Genomic DNA, 16,348 nt, shown 5'->3' on the forward strand with positions numbered 1-16,348 from the left:
GGAGACGGCTGGCCTGACGGTACGTCAGGCAGCGTCGGGTGACCAGAGAAGAGGCCGGACGACCGCGAACTCACGCCCGATTCCCCCGAGCGGTGACTTGTCCGCCTGCCTCCGCGTTGCCCTGGTATGCCCCAGACGTACTCCGCGACCGGGCCGCAGCGCCGCATCTTCGTTCCGCGGCCCGCGGGAACGGTCACGCCGGCGCCCCCGCAGCCGCAGGATCCGCCCATCTACCGCGATCTGATGCGCAAGTGGGCCGACCGCGGCCGCACCCTGCCGGGGCGCCACGACCCGGAGTGGATCCGGCTCACGGCGCCCCAGGTCAGGCACGGCCAGTTCAGCGTCCTTCGGGACCTGCCAGGTGACGGGCGATGACCATCCGCTGGATCTGATTGGTGCCCTCGACGATCTGCAGGACCTTGGCCTCCCGCATGAAGCGCTCGGCGGGGAAGTCCGCGGTGTAGCCGTACCCGCCGAGGATCTGGACGGCGTCGGTGGTTACCCGCATCGCGGTGTCGGTGCAGTGCAGCTTGGCCATGGCCGCCTGCTTGGCGAACGGCCGGCCCGCGTCGCGCAGCCGCGCCGCCGCCAGGTACAGCGCACGGCCCGCCTCGATCTGGGTCGCCATGTCGGCGAGCATGAAGCGCAGGCCCTGGAAGTCGGCGATCGGCTTGCCGAACTGGCGTCGCTCGGTCGCGTACGTCACCGCCTCGTCCAGCGCCGCCTGGGCCACGCCGATCGCACAGGCCGCGATGCCGAGCCGTCCGGAGTCGAGTGCGGACAGGGCGATCGCGAAGCCCTGGCCCTCGTCGCCGACACGCCGGTCGTCGGAGACCCGGACACCGTCGAAGTGGACCTGGGCCGTGGGCGAGCCCTTCATGCCCATCTTCTTCTCGGGCACCGCCGCGCTCAGCCCCTCCGCGTCACCGGGCACCAGGAACGCGGTGATCCCGCGCGGGCCGTCCTCGCCGGTGCGGGCCATGACGGTGTAGAAGTCGGCGATGCCGCCGTGCGTGATCCAGGCCTTGGTGCCGCTGATCACCCACTCGCCCCCGTCCCGCACCGCCTTGGTCCGCAGGGAGGCCGCGTCCGATCCGGAGGCCGGCTCGGAGAGGCAGTACGCGCCGAGCAGCCCGCCGCCGAGCATCGCGGGCAGGTGCTCGACCTGCTGCTGCTTGGCGCCGTAGGCGGCGAGGGCGTAGGAGGCCAGGGTGTGCACGCTGACGCCGAGGCCGACGGTGAGGCGGACCGCGGCGAGCTCCTCCAGGACCTGGAGGTAGACCTCGTACGGCTGGTCACCGCCGCCGTACTCGGAGTCGTACGGCAGACCGAGCAGTCCTGATTCGGAGAGCAGGGTGAAGACCTCGCGCGGGAAGCGTCCGGCGTCCTCCTCCTCGGCCGCGTTCGGGGCGATCTCGCGCTGCGCGATGTCGCGGACGAGCGAGATCAGGTCCCGGGCCTCGTCCGTGGGCAGTTGACGGTCCACCGGCTGCGGGGCGCGGTCGGGCATGGCGACGCTCTCCTCCCTTTCGGGAACATCGGCGGTCGCACGCCTTGGGTGGGGCGGCTCCGCCGGTCTCTCGGGTGCCGGCAGGTGCTCCGCTCCCGGGTCGCGGAAGCTGCTGACCAGCGGCTCTGCGGTGAGTATGCCCGATCGGGGACATCGAGTCACCAGTTAACGACCGCTTACTCCAAGAAACTTTCCGACCGATTCCCGACCTCCCAAATTGGTCCGAACCATTGACCAAGTGGTCTAGTCCTCCTACCGTTTCGGTCCAACGCCTCTCCGCGTTCATGCCAATCGGCGTGCGATCCCCTCTGTCCCCCGCGAGGAGACACCCGATGCACACCCCGCTTTCCTCCCGCGCTCGCGGCCGCACCCTGCTGGCCGCCGCGTGTTCCGCCGCCCTCGGCGCCGGCCTGCTCGCCGGCGCCGGTACGGCGACCGCCGACCAGGACGGCCCCGACCAGGACGGCGCCCGCAAGGCGGCCGGCTCCAAGGTGGTCGGCTACTTCACCGACTGGGGCATCTACGACCGCCAGTACTACGTCAAGAACATCGAGACCTCCGGCTCGGCGAAGAAGCTCACCCACATCAACTACGCCTTCGGCAACGTCGTCGGCGGCAAGTGCGCCATCGGCGACACCTGGGCGGACACCGACAAGCCGTTCACCGCGGCGGAGTCCGTGGACGGCGTCGCGGACACCGCGGACCAGCCGCTGAGCGGCAACTTCAACCAGCTGCGCAAGCTGAAGAAGCTCCACCCGAACCTCAAGGTCGTCTGGTCGATCGGCGGCTGGAGCTGGTCCGGCGGCTTCGGCGAGGCGGCCAAGGACCCGGCGGCCTTCGCCCAGTCCTGCTACGACATGGTCGAGAACCCCAAGTGGGCGGACGTCTTCGACGGCATCGACATCGACTGGGAGTACCCGAACGCCTGCGGACTGACCTGCGACACCAGTGGCCGGGAGGCCTTCCCCGAGCTGATGAAGGCGTTGCGCGCCAAGTTCGGCAAGCGGAACCTGGTCACCGCAGCGATCACGGCCGACGCCAGTGACGGCGGGCGGATCGACGCGGCGAACTACGCGGGCGCGGCACGGTACGTCGACTGGTACAACCCGATGACCTACGACTACTTCGGCGCCTGGGCCGCCACCGGCCCCACGGCACCGCACTCCGCGCTGCACTCCTACCCGGGCATCCCCCAGGAGGGCTACAACACGGCCGCCACCATCGCCAAGCTCAAGAGCCTGGGCATCCCGCCCTCGAAGCTGCTGCTCGGCATCGGCTTCTACGGCCGCGGCTGGACCGGCGTCACCCAGGCGGCGCCCGGCGGCACCGCCACGGGCCCGGCGAAGGGCACCTACGAGGACGGCTTCGAGGACTACAAGGTGCTCAAGCAGACCTGCCCGGCGACCGGCACGGTGGGTGGCACGGCGTACGCCAAGTGCGGGGACGACTGGTGGAGCTACGACACGCCGACGACCATCAAGACCAAGATGCAGTACAAGGACCGGCAGGGGCTGGGCGGGACCTTCTTCTGGGAGCTCAGCGGGGACACCGCGAACGGTGAGCTGATCAAGTCCATCAAGTAGCAGGACCCTCGGGGGACTTGGGGCGGAGGACCACGAGGCCTCCGCCCCTTGTCCTGTCCGACGGGCTCAGTCGCCCGTCGACCGGCTCGGTCGTCTTGCCGAACGGTTCAGCCGTCCCGCCGGGCGGGGTCGGGCGCCTTGTAGGACGGGTCGAGCTCCTCGATGGCACGCATGGCGCCGCCCAGGGTCCTCACCAGCAGCTCGCGCATGGTGTCGCGGGGCAGCTCGGGGCGGTCTATCCAATCGAGGGTGGCGCCCTCCACACTGCACACCCAGGCGAGCAGACCCATGCGGGCCAGCGGGGCGATGTCGATACGGCCGTACGCCCCCTCGGCGATGGTCGCCACGATCGCCTCGCGCACCCCGTCCCGGATCGCGTGCACCTCGGTGTCGAAGCCGACGCCGCCGCTGACGATGGTGCGGTAGGCAGCCTGGTTGTGCTCGGCGTAGCGGAGGTAGCTGTCGATGGTGCGGTGGACCCGGTCCACCGGCTGCAGTTCGCCGCCGCTCGCCGCGTAGGTGACCAGGTCGGCGACGGAGTCCTGGATGATCGCCAGGTAGTAGCCGCGCTTGGACTGGAAGTAGTAGTAGATGAGCCCCTTGGCGACATGGGCCTGCCGGGCGATGTCGTCCATGGAGAGCGCGTCGTACGACGTGTCGGCGAACAACTTCCGCCCGATGGTGATGAGTTCGGCACGGCGCGCCACCGAACGCTCGGTGCCGCGGGCCCGGGGACGGGCCGCGTCGCGCTGTTGACTAATATTCAATTTCGACCCTGGATTCCAACGGGCGGCGGGACATCGGCAGTATGGCAGACCTGCACCAGCTGCTCGTTCGAGTCTGATCGACTTTGATGAGTCCGCTCGACATCACGTCGGCATATGTCCGACCAAAGGGTCGAGTGTGTGTCAGGTCACAGCAGGCCGAGCTGAGTGACCAGCATCGCGACGACCACGACGAGGGTCCAGCCCATGACGTGCTCGACGATCTTCGGGCCGTCTTCCTTGGGGCCGCCGGTACGGACGCGGGCGGCGGTGGCAGAGTGCGCGGTCATATGCCCACCCTGCCACCGGGAACGGCTTTTGCGGCGGAGACCTTGCTCACAACACCCCGACCGCGGCGAGCGCGGCGCGCTGGCGCGGGGTCGGAAACGCCGGGAAGTAGAGGTAGCAGACGCCGCCGGTGCCGGAGACGACCTTGCCCGCGGCGTTGTACCGCTTGGTGCGCAGCCAGATATTTTCCCATTCGCGCCGCTGGTAGACGCGCCGCACCGCCTCGTTGCTCGGCGAGTTCGGGTCGTTGGCGATCACGTCGCCGTCGGTGGTGAACCCTATGACGGTCATGAGATGCCCGGCGGTGCCGTACCCCGCCCCGGTCAGCTCCTCCTTGAGGAAGGACTGGGACGTTATGGCCGGGATACCGGCCGCGATCAGCTTCTCCAGGTCGGTGAGGGATCCGAGCCGGGTGACGACGCCCCGGAGGTCCTCGAAGGTGGCCGCGTAGGCGGCGTTGAACGGCCAGTTGCCGCAGCCCTCGTACTGGTAGTCGAAGGTGAACCGGGCCGCGTGGCAGACCTGTGGGTCGGCGAACGCCGGATCGACCCAGGCCAGCTGCTCCGGGGTGAGGCTGCCACCCCAGTACTCGATGATCATCTGCGAGGAGGTGGGGCTGCACCAGGCCTCGCCGCCGTTGTCGTACTCGGGGTACTGGCCGATGTGGATCTCCTGCGAGTAGCGCGGGACGATCAGCTCCCGGGCGAGGCCGGGAGTGGAGGCCGGGACGGTGAAGCGGTCGGGGACGTCGGAGCCCATGGCGCCGACGCGCCAGACCTTGGGGGTGAGCTTCGTGCCGGGCTTGCGGTACAGGGTCAGCCGCAGCCGGTAGGAGGAGAGGCGCAGCCCGGTGGCCGGGTCGTCGATGGCGAAAGTGTCCGTCCAGATGCTGCTCCGGCCGTCGCTCTGGTCGTCGACCGACGTCCGCCTGATGTCCTGGTCGCCGGCGGCCCAGCGGCCCATCACGTACCAGGGGGTCGCGGTGCCGTCGGAGTACGTGCCCTGCAGCTCGATCTGGAGCCAGGTGCCGTCGGGGGTGTGCGCGTTCCAGGAGGCGATCGCCTCGGTCGCGGGGACGGAGAGGCGGTGGACGGGGGACGTCCAGGTCGCGTACTCCCAGCGGGCGGTCCTGCCGGTGTGCGGGTCGGTGTAGTCGATGGCGCCCCTGGGCTTGGCGATCACCAGCCCGGGGCGGACGCCCGCGACGGCTCGCGTGCCCTCGGCGGTACCGGAGCGCCAGTCGGCGTACGTGGTCCAGGCCCGGTTGTCGACGGTGCGGGCCGGGGCGTCGGCGGGAGCCGGGACATCGGCGCCCTCGTCGGCGGCGACCGGGCCCGCGCCGCCGACTACGGCCGCGGCGACGGCGGCGGTCAGGACGGCTCTCCGGGACGGCTGTTCGGCTCTGCTCATGGGCGGAAGACTCCCAGGTGTCCGAGTCGGCAAGGTCCAATGCACGGCTGTCCGCCAACTATGGCCGCAGGCGGCACCGTCTGCCAGCACTTCGGCCCCTGGCGCGCCTACCAATATTGGTCTCGACCAATGGCACGACGCAGGGTGTCCGTCCGACCCAACCGCCTTACGGGCAGGGCGAGATGAGCGAGCCGGGTCTCGGCGTACGTCGCTGGAACGGCGTACGCCGAGACGGGTGACAGATCGTCAGACGAGATCCATGGCGGCGATCTCGTCGGGGCGGCCGTAGCTGACCGGGCCCTGGAAGCGGCGGCGGGCGCTGGTGAACCACCACACCGTGGCCACGGCCAGGACGACGGCCAGCGCGATCGGCGCGTAGTTGAAGGAGTGGGCGGTGATCGGCGAGGCGTGCGGCAGCATGAACAGGACGCTGCTGAGCAGGATCCAGACCACGGCGACCGCCCCGACCGGCCGTCCCCAGCGGCCCAGGTGCCAGGGCCCCGGCTGGAACTCGTCCCCCAGTCGCAGCCGGAGCAGGATCGGCACGGCGTAGGCGAGGAAGAGTCCGACGACGTTGACGCTGACGATGGCGGTGAACGCGGTGTGCGACCACCAGCCGGGCAGCACGAGCGCCAGCGAGCAGGCGACCGCCAGCCACACCGCCTTGACGGGCGTGCGCGTGCGCGGCGAGACCGAGTGCCACCAGCGGGAGCCGGGCATCGCACCGTCCCGGGAGAAGGCGAAGATCTGCCGGGTGTTGCTGGTGAGATTGGCGAGGCCGCAGAAGAGCATGGCGCCGATCACGATCAGCAGCAGCGCCTTCGCGGTGCCGAGGCCCAGCCCGTCGATCAGGATCTGCACGGGCGGTGCGTCGGCGCTCGCCACCCGGTCGTAGTCACGAATGCTGTAGACCAATGCGAGCATCAGCAGCAGTCCCGCGATCGCCGAGAAACCGATCGCCCGCGTGATCCCCCGCGGCGCGTTGACCGTCGCCCGGACCGTTTCCTCGGACATGTGGAAGCTGCCGTCGAAGCCGGTGAAGGTCCAGCTGGTGACCAGCAGACCGAGCATCCCGCCGTAAAGGCCGCTCGTGAAACCGGTGTTGTTCACGAAATGCGTGACAAAGGAAGCCGACTGATGATGTTCGGGCATGACGATCAGCGCGCTCACGATCACCACGAGTCCGATCAGCAGCCACCAGACGGAGATCCGGTTCAGTACGGCCACGAGTTGCACGGTGTAGGTGTTGGCGAGCCCCTGGAGCACGATGATCAGGCCCGTGATCAGCACCGTCCGGTGCGGGGTCGGCTCGTACGAGGGCCACTGCAGGGCGATGAAGGCCTGGAGGAAGGTGGCGGCGGCGTACCCGGTGGCGGCCGTGCCGCCGACCTGGCCCACGAAGTTCAGCCAGCCGGTGTACCAGGACCAGGCGCCCTTGTGCCGTTTGGCGAGTTTTCCGGCGGAGAAATACAGAGCGCCGCTCGTCGGATAGGCCGAGGCGACTTCCGCCATCGATGCTCCCACGAAGAGCACCATGACGGATACGCCGATCCAGCCGAAGACGAGAACGCTCGGACCGCCCGCGTTCAGGCCGAACCCGATTCCCGAGAAGATTCCCGAGATGATGTTGATGATGGTGAACGAGATGGCGAAATTGTCGAATGCCTGAAAACGACGCGTGAGTTTTCTCGGATAACCCATCGCATGCAGGGTCGCGTCGTCGTCGAGCTCGATCGGAACCGCTCCCCCGCGCGCTCTGGCACGCGGAGCCGTTATCCCTTCTGACACGGAACGGACCTTTCTCTTGGTGGGGGGTTGCGGTACGTCAGGCGCCCGGCACCGGCAGACCGCAGGCGCGCCGCGCCCGGGACAACTGCTCGGCCGGATCACCGAAGACGGACCAGGGCATACGGGAGGCGTACGGCCCCATCGCCGCGAAGACGGCACGTGCCTCCTCCTCGCGCCGGGCCATGACCAGGGCGTGTGCGAGGTAGGCCAGGTCGAGGACGGGCGTGAAGCGGTACTCGGCCACCACGGGCAGCCAGTTCTCCTGGATCGCCAGGGCGGTGGAGCGCCACTGCGGCTGCTCCCAGACACGGTCGGCGAGCAGTTGGGTCGGGTCGTAGCACTCGACCAGGGCGACCAGGGGCAGCAGGCGCAGCGGTGAGTCGGTGGGCGCTCGCTGGCCGAGGAAGGCGGCGACGTCCCAGGCGGCCGTCACGGAGCCGCCGTACCGGGGAAAGAAGCAGGCCAGGAAGCGGTGGTGGGCCTCGCGGTGCCACGGGTCGAGCGAGAGGACGTGCGCGAACAGGCGCCAGGGCCCGGGCGGTGCCGTGAGCAGCCCGCGCGGGGCCTGGTCGCGCAGCCGGTGCAGCCGGGCCATGGCCAGCTTGGCCACCCAGGGCGTGGGATCGGCGGGGTCGGCCGTCGCGGCCCGGTCGCAGGCGGCCAGCGCTATCCGCTCCAGCGCCTCGGTGCGCGGGTCGCGGGCGTCGGCCGCGCGCAGTGCCCGCAGCACGGCCACCCGGGCCCACAGCAGCGCGGCCTCGGGGCCGGGCTCCTCGGCGAGCCAGCGCTCGACGAGGTCGGAGTCGGCCGCTTCCGAGGCGAGCACGAGGGAACGGTGGGCGCGCAGGCCGAAGTCGCCGCGGGTTTCGGCCAGGGCGTCGCGGGCGCTCAGATAGCGGCCGGCCCGGACATCGACGCTTACGCTCGCGAGCAAGCGGTCGTCGGCTGCCGGATGCCACACATACTGCCCCTCGAATAACCCCGCGGCCATCTGTCCCAGCCCATCCCCGTTACGGCACCTCACAGTTGCGCACCAGGCACCTTACTCATCGGGGGACTCAACCGGAACGTACATTTCGGGGTGGCGGCCGGAGTTTTTCGGCGGGATTGCACCCGACCACGGCTAGTTCAAAGCGACACCTTTTCTCATTCCGTCCCGTCGTCACGGACACCACCCCGCCCGGATCCGCTTCGCCCACCACTAGAATGTTCCAAATAAATATGCCGACCTCCACTTCACTCCGGGAAAAACGATTCACGACCTCGCCACCCGACTCCGCCGCCTCCCCCCGTCCTGCGGCCCGGTCCGCCTGATCGCCGTCGACGGGCACGCCGGCTCCGGAAAGTCCACGTTCGCCGGGCAGTTGGCCCGGGCGCTCGGCGACGCCCCGGTGCTGCACCTCGACGACATCGCGAGCCACGACGAGCTGTTCGAGTGGACCGGGCGCCTGCTGACCCAGGTGATCGAACCGCTCACCCGGGGCGAGACCGCCCACTACACCCCCTACGACTGGCGGGCCCGCCGTTTCGGACCGCCCCTCCCCGTACCGCCCGCCCCGGTGGTCGTCGTCGAGGGCGTCGGCGCCGGCCGCCGCGCACTGCGTCCGTATCTCGCCCAGTTGCTGTGGATGGAGTTGCCGTACGAGGACTCCTGGACCCGGGGGCGCTCGCGGGACGGGGAGGAGCAGCGGGAGTTCTGGGACGGGTGGGTCGGGGCGGAGCTGAAGCACTTCGCCGACGACCCTTCCCGGCCGTTCGCCGATCTTCTGATTCAGCAGTGCGGCAAGGGGTATGAGGTGCTCAGTGGGCCTGCCGGGACGATTGGACCGGACCAGCCCTTCACGCAGGGTGACGACCCATCGGCAATGTGCTGAACTTGTGAAGAGCCTTGCGGGATAAGTTCCCGGAGTGCTTCAACTCGGCTTGACCCGGGGGCCGTACAGGACTTACGTTCTCAATGTGCGGCCAATCGAGGTCGCCCTCATACGCGAAGCCCCCGGTTGTTCCCCCGTGATCGGGGGCTTCGTTCTGCCCTCAGACCGCTTTTCGCGCGCTGTGAGGCGCGATTCGCTCACCCTCGGTCACCGAACGCGATACGCGCGCTCTGTTCCCACCTCCTCAAACGGCCGGTGCGGCACCCTGGGGCGGGCCATACCCGCGCAGGTACGATGCCCTCGGTGCGACCTACGGACAGCTGCTCTGCGCACCGCTGCAACTCCGGTCCGCAGTACGGCGGTTCGAACAAGGCGGCCCCGGGCGACGGCCCGGCGGCCAACCGACGGGGGCACGGTCTGTGGGGGACGGGATGGACTTCGGCATGCAGGGCCCCGAGGCCCCGGCCGACCTCGCCTGGCTGCGAGGTGTGGATGCCTACACGATGGGGGCGTATCCGCAGGCGGAGGAGGAGTTCCGCACCGCGGTGCGGATCGATCCCGGGATGGCCGACGGCTGGCTCGGCCTGCACGCGCTGCGCGTCGACACGACGACCGCGCTGCTGCGGATGTTCCGGCACCGGGAGCGCTTCGGGGAACAGCGCGCCCGGCATCGGCGGACCATCAACTCCTGGTACTGGCTGGGCTGGTGGGTGCAGCCGGTGCTGGAGAGCCCGCGCGACCTGCTGCTGGCCCACGCCTCGCACTGGCTGGACGGCCGGCACGTCCCGGAGCTGGACCGGGCGCTGGCCGGGCTGCCTCCCGTGGACACCGATCACCAGGTCCGCTTCCTGCACGCCTGCCGCGCCTACCTGGTCAAGGACTGGGAGCAGCTGGTACGGCACACCGACCCGCTGCTCGACGACGCGATGCTCGGCATCGAGGCGGGCCTGTTCGGCGGCATGGCGCGGGTACGGCTGGAGATGTACGGCCAGGCCGATCCGCTCCTGTCGGCCGCGCTCATGCGGTGCCGCAGCGAACAGCCGCAGCGCAAGGAGCTGCGCTACTGGCTGGCCCGGGCGCACGAGGGCACGGGCAGGTCCGCGGCCGCCTTGCCGCTCTACCGTGCCGTGCACCGCGTCGACCCCGCCTTCATGGACACCTCGGCCCGGCTCGCGGCCATCGCCGAGGGCGACGGGTACGACGACACGGCCGACCTCGCGGCGATCACGCTGACCGGCATCGGGCAGGACGTGGCCGACGGCCCCGACGGGTTCGATCCGCTCTTCGGCATCGAGGGACGGGACATGAGGCTGCCGGACCCCGACCTGCCGCCGGCCGGTCCGCTGCCGTCGGTGGTGGATCCGGCAGTGCGCGAGAAGACGACCGTACCGTCGCAGACGCTGCCCGCCGGGCCGACCGACCCCGGGTTACTCGAGGAGGCGCTCGCCGAGCTGGAGCGCATGGTGGGGCTCGAACCCGTCAAGCGCCAGGTCAAGGCGCTGTCCGCCCAGTTGAACATGGCCCGGCTGCGGACCGGGCAGGGCCTGCCGGTCCAGCCGCCCAAACGGCACTTCGTCTTCTCCGGCCCTTCCGGCACGGGCAAGACCACGGTCGCCCGCATCCTCGGCCGGGTCTTCTACGCCCTCGGGCTCCTCGGCGGCGACCATCTGGTGGAGGCCCAGCGAGCCGACCTCGTCGGCGAGTACCTGGGTCAGACGGCGGTGAAGGCCAACGAACTCATCGACTCCGCGCTCGGCGGGGTCCTCTTCGTGGACGAGGCCTACTCCCTGTCGAACTCCGGCTACGGCAAGGGCGACGCCTACGGCGACGAGGCCCTTCAGGTGCTGCTGAAGCGGGCCGAGGACAACCGGGACCACCTGGTGGTGATCCTCGCCGGCTACCCGGAGGGCATGGACCGTCTACTGACCGCGAACCCCGGTCTGTCCTCGCGCTTCACGACCCGCGTCGACTTCCCCTCGTACCGTCCCCTCGAACTGACCTCGATCGGCGAGGTGCTCGCCACCGAGAACGGGGACGTGTGGGACGAGGAGGCGCTGGACGAGCTGCGGTCGATCGCCGGGCACGTGGTCGATCAGGGGTGGATCGACGAGCTGGGCAACGGGCGGTTCCTGCGGACGCTGTACGAGAAGAGCTGCGCGTACCGGGATCTGCGGTTGACGACCTACCCGGGGGCGTTGACGAGGGACGATTTGTCGACATTGCGGTTGCCGGACCTGATGCAGGCGTATGGCGAAGTGCTGTCGGGAAGGGGCCCGCAGGATCCGTCCGCCATGTGAGGTGGGCGGATCCCGCGGGCGCCGGCTAGCCGGCCAGTGCCCCTTCCGGCTCCCCGCTGCTCACCCGCGGCTGCGTGACCCGCACCTCCGGCAGCTCCCGGTGTGCCGGGTCCCGTACCTCGCCCACCAGCAGTTCCAGTACGTCCTCCAGCGCGACGAGCCCCAGCACCTTGCCGGACGTGTCGGCCACCTGGGCGAGGTGGGTCGCGGCACGGCGCATGACCGTGAGGGCGTCGTCCAGCGGGAGTTCCGAGCGCAGGGTCGTCATCGGGTGCCACACCTGCTGCGGTACCGCCCGCTCCGACTCCTCCAGGTCCAGCACGTCCTTCACGTGCAGGTAGCCCATGAAGGCGCCGTTCTCCGTCGCGACCGGGAAGCGGGAGTATCCGGTGCGGGCGGTGAGCTCGACGATCTGACCGGGGGTGACCGAGGGGCTGACGGTGACCAGGGACTCGCGCTTCAGGAGCACGTCGGTCACCGGGCGGGAGCCCAGTTCCAGGGCGTCCTCCAGACGTTCCTGCTCCTCGGGGTCGAGCAGACCCGCCTGGCCGGAGTCCTCGACGAGACGGTTGAGCTGCTCGCTGGTGAACACCGCCTCCACCTCGTCCTTCGGTTCGACGCGGAAGAGCCGCAGGATGGCCTTGGCGACCGCACCGAGGGCCACGGTGATCGGCCGGCAGAAGCGCGCGAACCAGACCAGCCCGGGGCTGAGCCACAGCGCGACCTTCTCCGGGGCCGCCATCGCCATGTTCTTCGGCAGCATCTCGCCGATGACCAGGTGGCAGAAGACCACCGCGGCGAGCGCGATGACATAGGTGAGCGGGTGGATCATGCCGTGCGGCAGATGGACCCACTCGAACACCGGCTCCAGCAGATGCGCCACCGTCGGCTCGGCGACCGCGCCGAGCGTCAGCGAGCAGAGCGTGATGCCGAACTGGGCCGCCGCCATCATCTGCGGCAGCCGCTCCAGGCCGTACAGCACCTGACGGGCGCGTGCCGTGCCCAGTGGTTCGATCTGGCTGCGGCGGACCGACACGAGGGCGAACTCGGCGCCGACGAAGAAACCGTTGGCGAGCACGAGCAGCGCGGCGAAGAGGAGTTGGAGCACACTCATCGGGCGACCTCCACCACGGGCCCGGTCCGGACCAGCCGGACGCGCTCGGCCCGGTAGTGGCCGACCCGGCGCACCGACAGCCGCCAGCCCGGCAGCTCCGCCTTGTCGCCGACGGCCGGGATACGCCCGAGCAGGTCGGCGACGAGTCCGGCGACGGTCTCGTACGGCCCCTCGGGCACGTCGAGTCCTATGCGCTGGAGGATGTCGACGCGGCAGCTGCCGTCGGCGTCCCAGGCGGGCCGGCCCTCCTCCGGCGGGGCGGCGGCGAGTTCGGGCAGGTCCTGCCCGTCGTGTTCGTCGCGGACCTCGCCGACGATCTCCTCGACGATGTCCTCCAGCGTGACCACCCCGGCCGTGCCGCCGTACTCGTCGACGACGACCGCGATGGGCTGCTCGCTGCGCAGCTGGGCGAGGAGGGGCTGGACCGGCAGGGTCTCGGGGACCAGCAGCGCCGGGCGGGCGATGCGGCCGACCGGGGTGCGCAGCCGGTCACTCGAACGGATCGCCAGGGCGTCCTTCAGATGGACCATGCCGACGATCTCGTCGATCTTCTCCCGGTAGACCGGGAAGCGGGACAGGCCCGTGGCGCGGGTCAGGTTCACCACGTCCTGGGCAGTGGCCGACGACTGGAGCGCGCTGACCTTCACGCGCGGCGTCATCACGTGCTGCGCGGTCAGCTCGCCGAGCGACAGCGTCCGTACGAAGAGGTCCGCGGTGTCCTGTTCCAGGGCACCGGCCTGGGCGGAGTGCCGGGCCAGGGAGACCAGTTCGTCCGGGGTGCGGGCGGAGGCCAGTTCCTCGGTGGGCTCGATGCCCAGGGCGCGCACGAGGCGGTTGGCGACCGAGTTCAGCCCGGCGATCACCGGGCGGAACAGCCGCGCGAAGACGTGCTGCGGGCCGGCGACGAAGCGCGCGACCTGCATCGGCCGGGACACCGCCCAGTTCTTGGGCACGAGCTCGCCGATCACCATCTGCACGGCCGAGGCCAGCAGCATGCCGACGACCACGGCCACACCGGACACCGCGCCCTCGGGGATGCCGATCGCGGTGAAGGGCCCGCCCAGCAGTTCCGCCAGCGCCGGTTCGGCGAGCATGCCGACGACGAGGGAGGTGATGGTGATGCCGAGCTGGGTGCCGGAGAGCTGGAAGGACAGTTCCTTGAGCGACTCGACGACCCGGTGGGCCCGTCGGTCGCCCTCCGCGGCCGCCTTCTCGGCGTCCGTCGCCTCGACCGTGACCAGGCCGAACTCGGCGGCCACGAAGAAGCCGTTGGCGAGAATCAGGAGGAACGCGGCTGCCAGAAGCAGCAAGGGGATGGTCATGATGCCGCCGCCCCGGTATGTCGGGAGGGGGCGGCGCAGGTACTACAGGACGATCCGTCCATCGCTGGAGGGAATCACTCCTCGGGTAGCAGGGGGCCTCTGAAGCCCGGTGGGCACATCAGTGGCGGAGGCGCCAGAAATACGCCTCCGCCAACAGATTAATCAAGACATGGGGATTTACGGCAGGGTGAACGCCCCCGAGTCAGCTCCGACGGTCCCCCGGCTCCTGGACGGACCGGGCCTCGGCGAGGGCCCGAAGAGCGCGCGCGTCGGCGATGGCGTGCTGCTTGGCGATGCCCGGCTGGATACCGAGGGCGGGCAGGCTGGTGCCGTCGCTGAGGTTGAGGAACACCCAGGGATCACCCGGGCGGAGGTTCACCTGGACGATCTCGGCCCACTCCAGGTGCCGCTTGGAGGCGATGTTCACGACGGTGACGCCGGACTCGTCGGCGACGACCTTGACGCGCGCCAGCATGGCCAGCACGCCGAACATGAGCGCGCCGGTGAAGATGAAGCTGAGGCGCTCGCCCGGGCCGAGCTTCTCCAGCAGCAGCGCGATCGCCGTGATGACGACGAAGATCGCGCTGCCGGCGGCGAGCAGGATGGCCCGGGTCCGGCCCGGCCGGAACGTGACGGGCAGGGTGGGCAGTTCGGAGGACATCGGTGTAAGGCCCCTCGATCTCAGAGGCGGCAGGCGTGGATGGCCGTGGTCAGGATGGCCCGGGCGCCGATGTCGTACAGGTCGTCCATGATCCGCTGGGCTTCCTTGGCCGGAACCATCGCACGGACGGCCACCCAGCCCTCGTTGTGCAGGGGCGAGACGGTCGGCGACTCCAGACCCGGGGTGAGGGCGACGGCCTTCTCCAGCTGCTCGACGCGGCAGTCGTAGTCCATCATCACGTAGGTCCGCGCGACCAGGACGCCCTGGAGACGGCGCAGGAACTGCTGAACCTTCGACTCGGCAGCCTCCTCGCCGTCCGCGCCGGTGCGGCGGATGACGACGGCCTCGGACTTCATGATCGGGTCGCCGACGACCTCCAGGCCTGCGTTGCGCAGCGAGGTGCCGGTCTCGACGACGTCCGCGATGACCTGGGCGACGCCGAGCTGGATGGCGGTCTCGACGGCGCCGTCGAGGTGGACGACGGAGGCGTCGATGCCGTTGTCGGCGAGGTGCTTGGCGACGATGCCCTCGTAGGAGGTGGCGACCGTCTTGCCGTTCAGGTCCGCCAGGTCGTCGCCGACGATGCCCGGCTTGGTGGCGAAGCGGAAGGTGGAGCGGGCGAAGCCCAGCGGCAGGATCTCCTCGGCGTTGGCGCCGGAGTCGATCAGCAGGTCACGGCCGGTGATGCCGATGTCGAGCTGGCCGGAGGAGACGTAGATCGCGATGTCGCGGGGACGGAGGTAGAAGAACTCGACCTCGTTCTCCGGGTCGACGATCCGCAGTTCCTTGGACTCGCGGCGCTGCTGGTAGCCGGCCTCATGCAGCATCTCCGCCGCAGGGCCGGACAGGGAACCCTTGTTGGGGACGGCGATGCGCAGCATGAGGTCGGCTTCCTTCGTTCGCTCTAACGGTGTGCTGGGTTGCTGGTGCTCAGAGGTGGGCGTACACGTCGTCCAGGGAGATGCCGCGGGCGACCATCATCACCTGGACGTGGTACAGCAACTGCGAGATCTCCTCGGCGGCCGCTTCCTTGCCCTCGTACTCGGCGGCCATCCAGACCTCGGCGGCCTCCTCGACGACCTTCTTGCCGATGGCATGGACGCCCTTGCCGACCAGCTCGGCGGTGCGGGAAGTGGCGGGGTCGCCGTGTGCGGCCTTGTGCTGGAGCTCGGTGAAGAGCTCCTCGAACGTCTTCTTGGACATGGTGACGCTCAGCCTATGCCACACACGGCCTTCGTCAGCGCCACGGTTCAGATACTGAGCGGAGGGTGGCCGCGGTCGCCACGGCCGCCGTCACCGCCTCGTGCCCCTTGTCCTCGTTGGAGCCCTCGATACCGGCCCGGTCCAGGGCCTGCTCCTCGGTGTCGCAGGTCAGCACGCCGAAGCCGATCGGCACGCCGGTCTCGACCGACACCTGGGTCAGGCCCTGGGTCACGCCCTGGCACACGTACTCGAAATGGGGGGTGCCGCCGCGGATGACGACACCCAGCGCGACGATCGCGTCGTAGCCGCGGCCCGCGAGGACCTTCGCGACCACCGGGAGTTCCCAGCTGCCGGGGACCCGCAGCAGGGTCGGCTCGTCGATCCCCAGGTCGTGCAGGGCGCGCAGGGCGCCGTCCACCAGACCGTCCATCACCTTCTCGTGCCACTGCGCCGCGATGACCGCGACCCGCAGGTCGCCCACATTGCGTACGGACAGCTCCGGTGCGCCCTTGCCGCTCACGTTCTTGCGTCTCC

The 16,348-nt window shown here is 69.9% G+C and carries 15 protein-coding genes; 3 read left to right on the top strand and 12 right to left on the bottom strand.

What is annotated here, in order from left to right:
- Positions 1–337: 337 nt before the first annotated feature.
- The gene (locus ABD932_RS00245) at positions 338–1,510 is read right to left on the bottom strand and encodes an acyl-CoA dehydrogenase family protein (protein WP_345007843.1); all 1,173 of its coding nucleotides are present in this window, start codon (positions 1,508–1,510) and stop codon (positions 338–340) included.
- 332 nt (positions 1,511–1,842) lie between these two features.
- Between ABD932_RS00245 and ABD932_RS00250 the strand changes: the two genes are divergently transcribed.
- Positions 1,843–3,093 (top strand): glycoside hydrolase family 18 protein, encoded by a 1,251-nt coding sequence (locus ABD932_RS00250; protein WP_345007845.1) that lies wholly within the window; start codon positions 1,843–1,845, stop codon positions 3,091–3,093.
- A 107-nt stretch (positions 3,094–3,200) separates the two neighbouring features.
- Here the strand turns inward: ABD932_RS00250 and ABD932_RS00255 are convergent, their stop codons facing one another.
- The 5 genes from ABD932_RS00255 to ABD932_RS00275 all read right to left on the bottom strand — a co-directional run bounded on the left by ABD932_RS00255 (position 3,201) and on the right by ABD932_RS00275 (position 8,334).
- Positions 3,201–3,860, bottom strand: coding sequence for a TetR/AcrR family transcriptional regulator (locus ABD932_RS00255; RefSeq protein WP_345007847.1), 660 nt, complete (start codon positions 3,858–3,860; stop codon positions 3,201–3,203).
- Positions 3,861–4,006: 146 nt separating this feature from the next.
- A complete protein-coding gene (locus ABD932_RS00260; RefSeq protein WP_126390023.1) occupies positions 4,007–4,147 on the bottom strand; it encodes an SCO1431 family membrane protein in 141 nt (46 codons plus the stop codon).
- Between the two features lie 46 nt (positions 4,148–4,193).
- Entirely contained in the window at positions 4,194–5,555 is a 1,362-nt protein-coding gene (locus ABD932_RS00265) for a peptidase C39 family protein (RefSeq protein WP_345007850.1), read from the bottom strand.
- 246 nt (positions 5,556–5,801) lie between these two features.
- Complete coding sequence (locus ABD932_RS00270; protein WP_425587394.1) at positions 5,802–7,256, bottom strand: amino acid permease; 1,455 nt, start codon at positions 7,254–7,256, stop codon at positions 5,802–5,804.
- Between the two features lie 124 nt (positions 7,257–7,380).
- Positions 7,381–8,334: a hypothetical protein gene (locus ABD932_RS00275; RefSeq protein WP_345007854.1), complete on the bottom strand. Its 954-nt coding sequence runs from the start codon at positions 8,332–8,334 to the stop codon at positions 7,381–7,383.
- 262 nt (positions 8,335–8,596) lie between these two features.
- Between ABD932_RS00275 and ABD932_RS00280 the strand changes: the two genes are divergently transcribed.
- Both ABD932_RS00280 and ABD932_RS00285 read left to right on the top strand, forming a co-directional pair.
- Positions 8,597–9,217, top strand: a complete 621-nt coding sequence (locus ABD932_RS00280; protein ID WP_345008326.1) for a hypothetical protein — start codon at positions 8,597–8,599, stop codon at positions 9,215–9,217.
- A gap of 431 nt (positions 9,218–9,648) precedes the next feature.
- Complete coding sequence (locus ABD932_RS00285) at positions 9,649–11,514, top strand: AAA family ATPase (RefSeq protein ID WP_345007856.1); 1,866 nt, start codon at positions 9,649–9,651, stop codon at positions 11,512–11,514.
- A 25-nt stretch (positions 11,515–11,539) separates the two neighbouring features.
- Here the strand turns inward: ABD932_RS00285 and ABD932_RS00290 are convergent, their stop codons facing one another.
- From ABD932_RS00290 to ribH, 6 genes are all read right to left on the bottom strand, one after another.
- On the bottom strand, positions 11,540–12,628 hold the full coding sequence (locus ABD932_RS00290) for a hemolysin family protein (RefSeq protein ID WP_345007858.1): 1,089 nt from the start codon (positions 12,626–12,628) through the stop codon (positions 11,540–11,542).
- Complete coding sequence (locus tag ABD932_RS00295) at positions 12,625–13,950, bottom strand: hemolysin family protein (protein ID WP_345007860.1); 1,326 nt, start codon at positions 13,948–13,950, stop codon at positions 12,625–12,627. The genes ABD932_RS00290 and ABD932_RS00295 overlap by 4 nt, the downstream gene beginning before the upstream one ends.
- 202 nt (positions 13,951–14,152) lie before the next feature.
- A complete protein-coding gene (locus ABD932_RS00300; protein ID WP_345007862.1) occupies positions 14,153–14,611 on the bottom strand; it encodes a PH domain-containing protein in 459 nt (152 codons plus the stop codon).
- 20 nt (positions 14,612–14,631) lie between these two features.
- Positions 14,632–15,492 (bottom strand): ATP phosphoribosyltransferase, encoded by an 861-nt coding sequence (gene hisG, locus ABD932_RS00305; protein ID WP_345007864.1) that lies wholly within the window; start codon positions 15,490–15,492, stop codon positions 14,632–14,634.
- 49 nt (positions 15,493–15,541) lie between these two features.
- Positions 15,542–15,814, bottom strand: coding sequence for a phosphoribosyl-ATP diphosphatase (locus tag ABD932_RS00310; RefSeq protein ID WP_007491392.1), 273 nt, complete (start codon positions 15,812–15,814; stop codon positions 15,542–15,544).
- 34 nt (positions 15,815–15,848) lie between these two features.
- Entirely contained in the window at positions 15,849–16,334 is a 486-nt protein-coding gene (ribH, locus tag ABD932_RS00315) for a 6,7-dimethyl-8-ribityllumazine synthase (protein WP_126390041.1), read from the bottom strand.
- Between the last annotated feature and the right edge of the window lie 14 nt (positions 16,335–16,348).

Source organism: Streptomyces shaanxiensis, assembly GCF_039537145.1.
Classification (GTDB): Bacteria; Actinomycetota; Actinomycetes; order Streptomycetales; family Streptomycetaceae; genus Streptomyces; species Streptomyces shaanxiensis.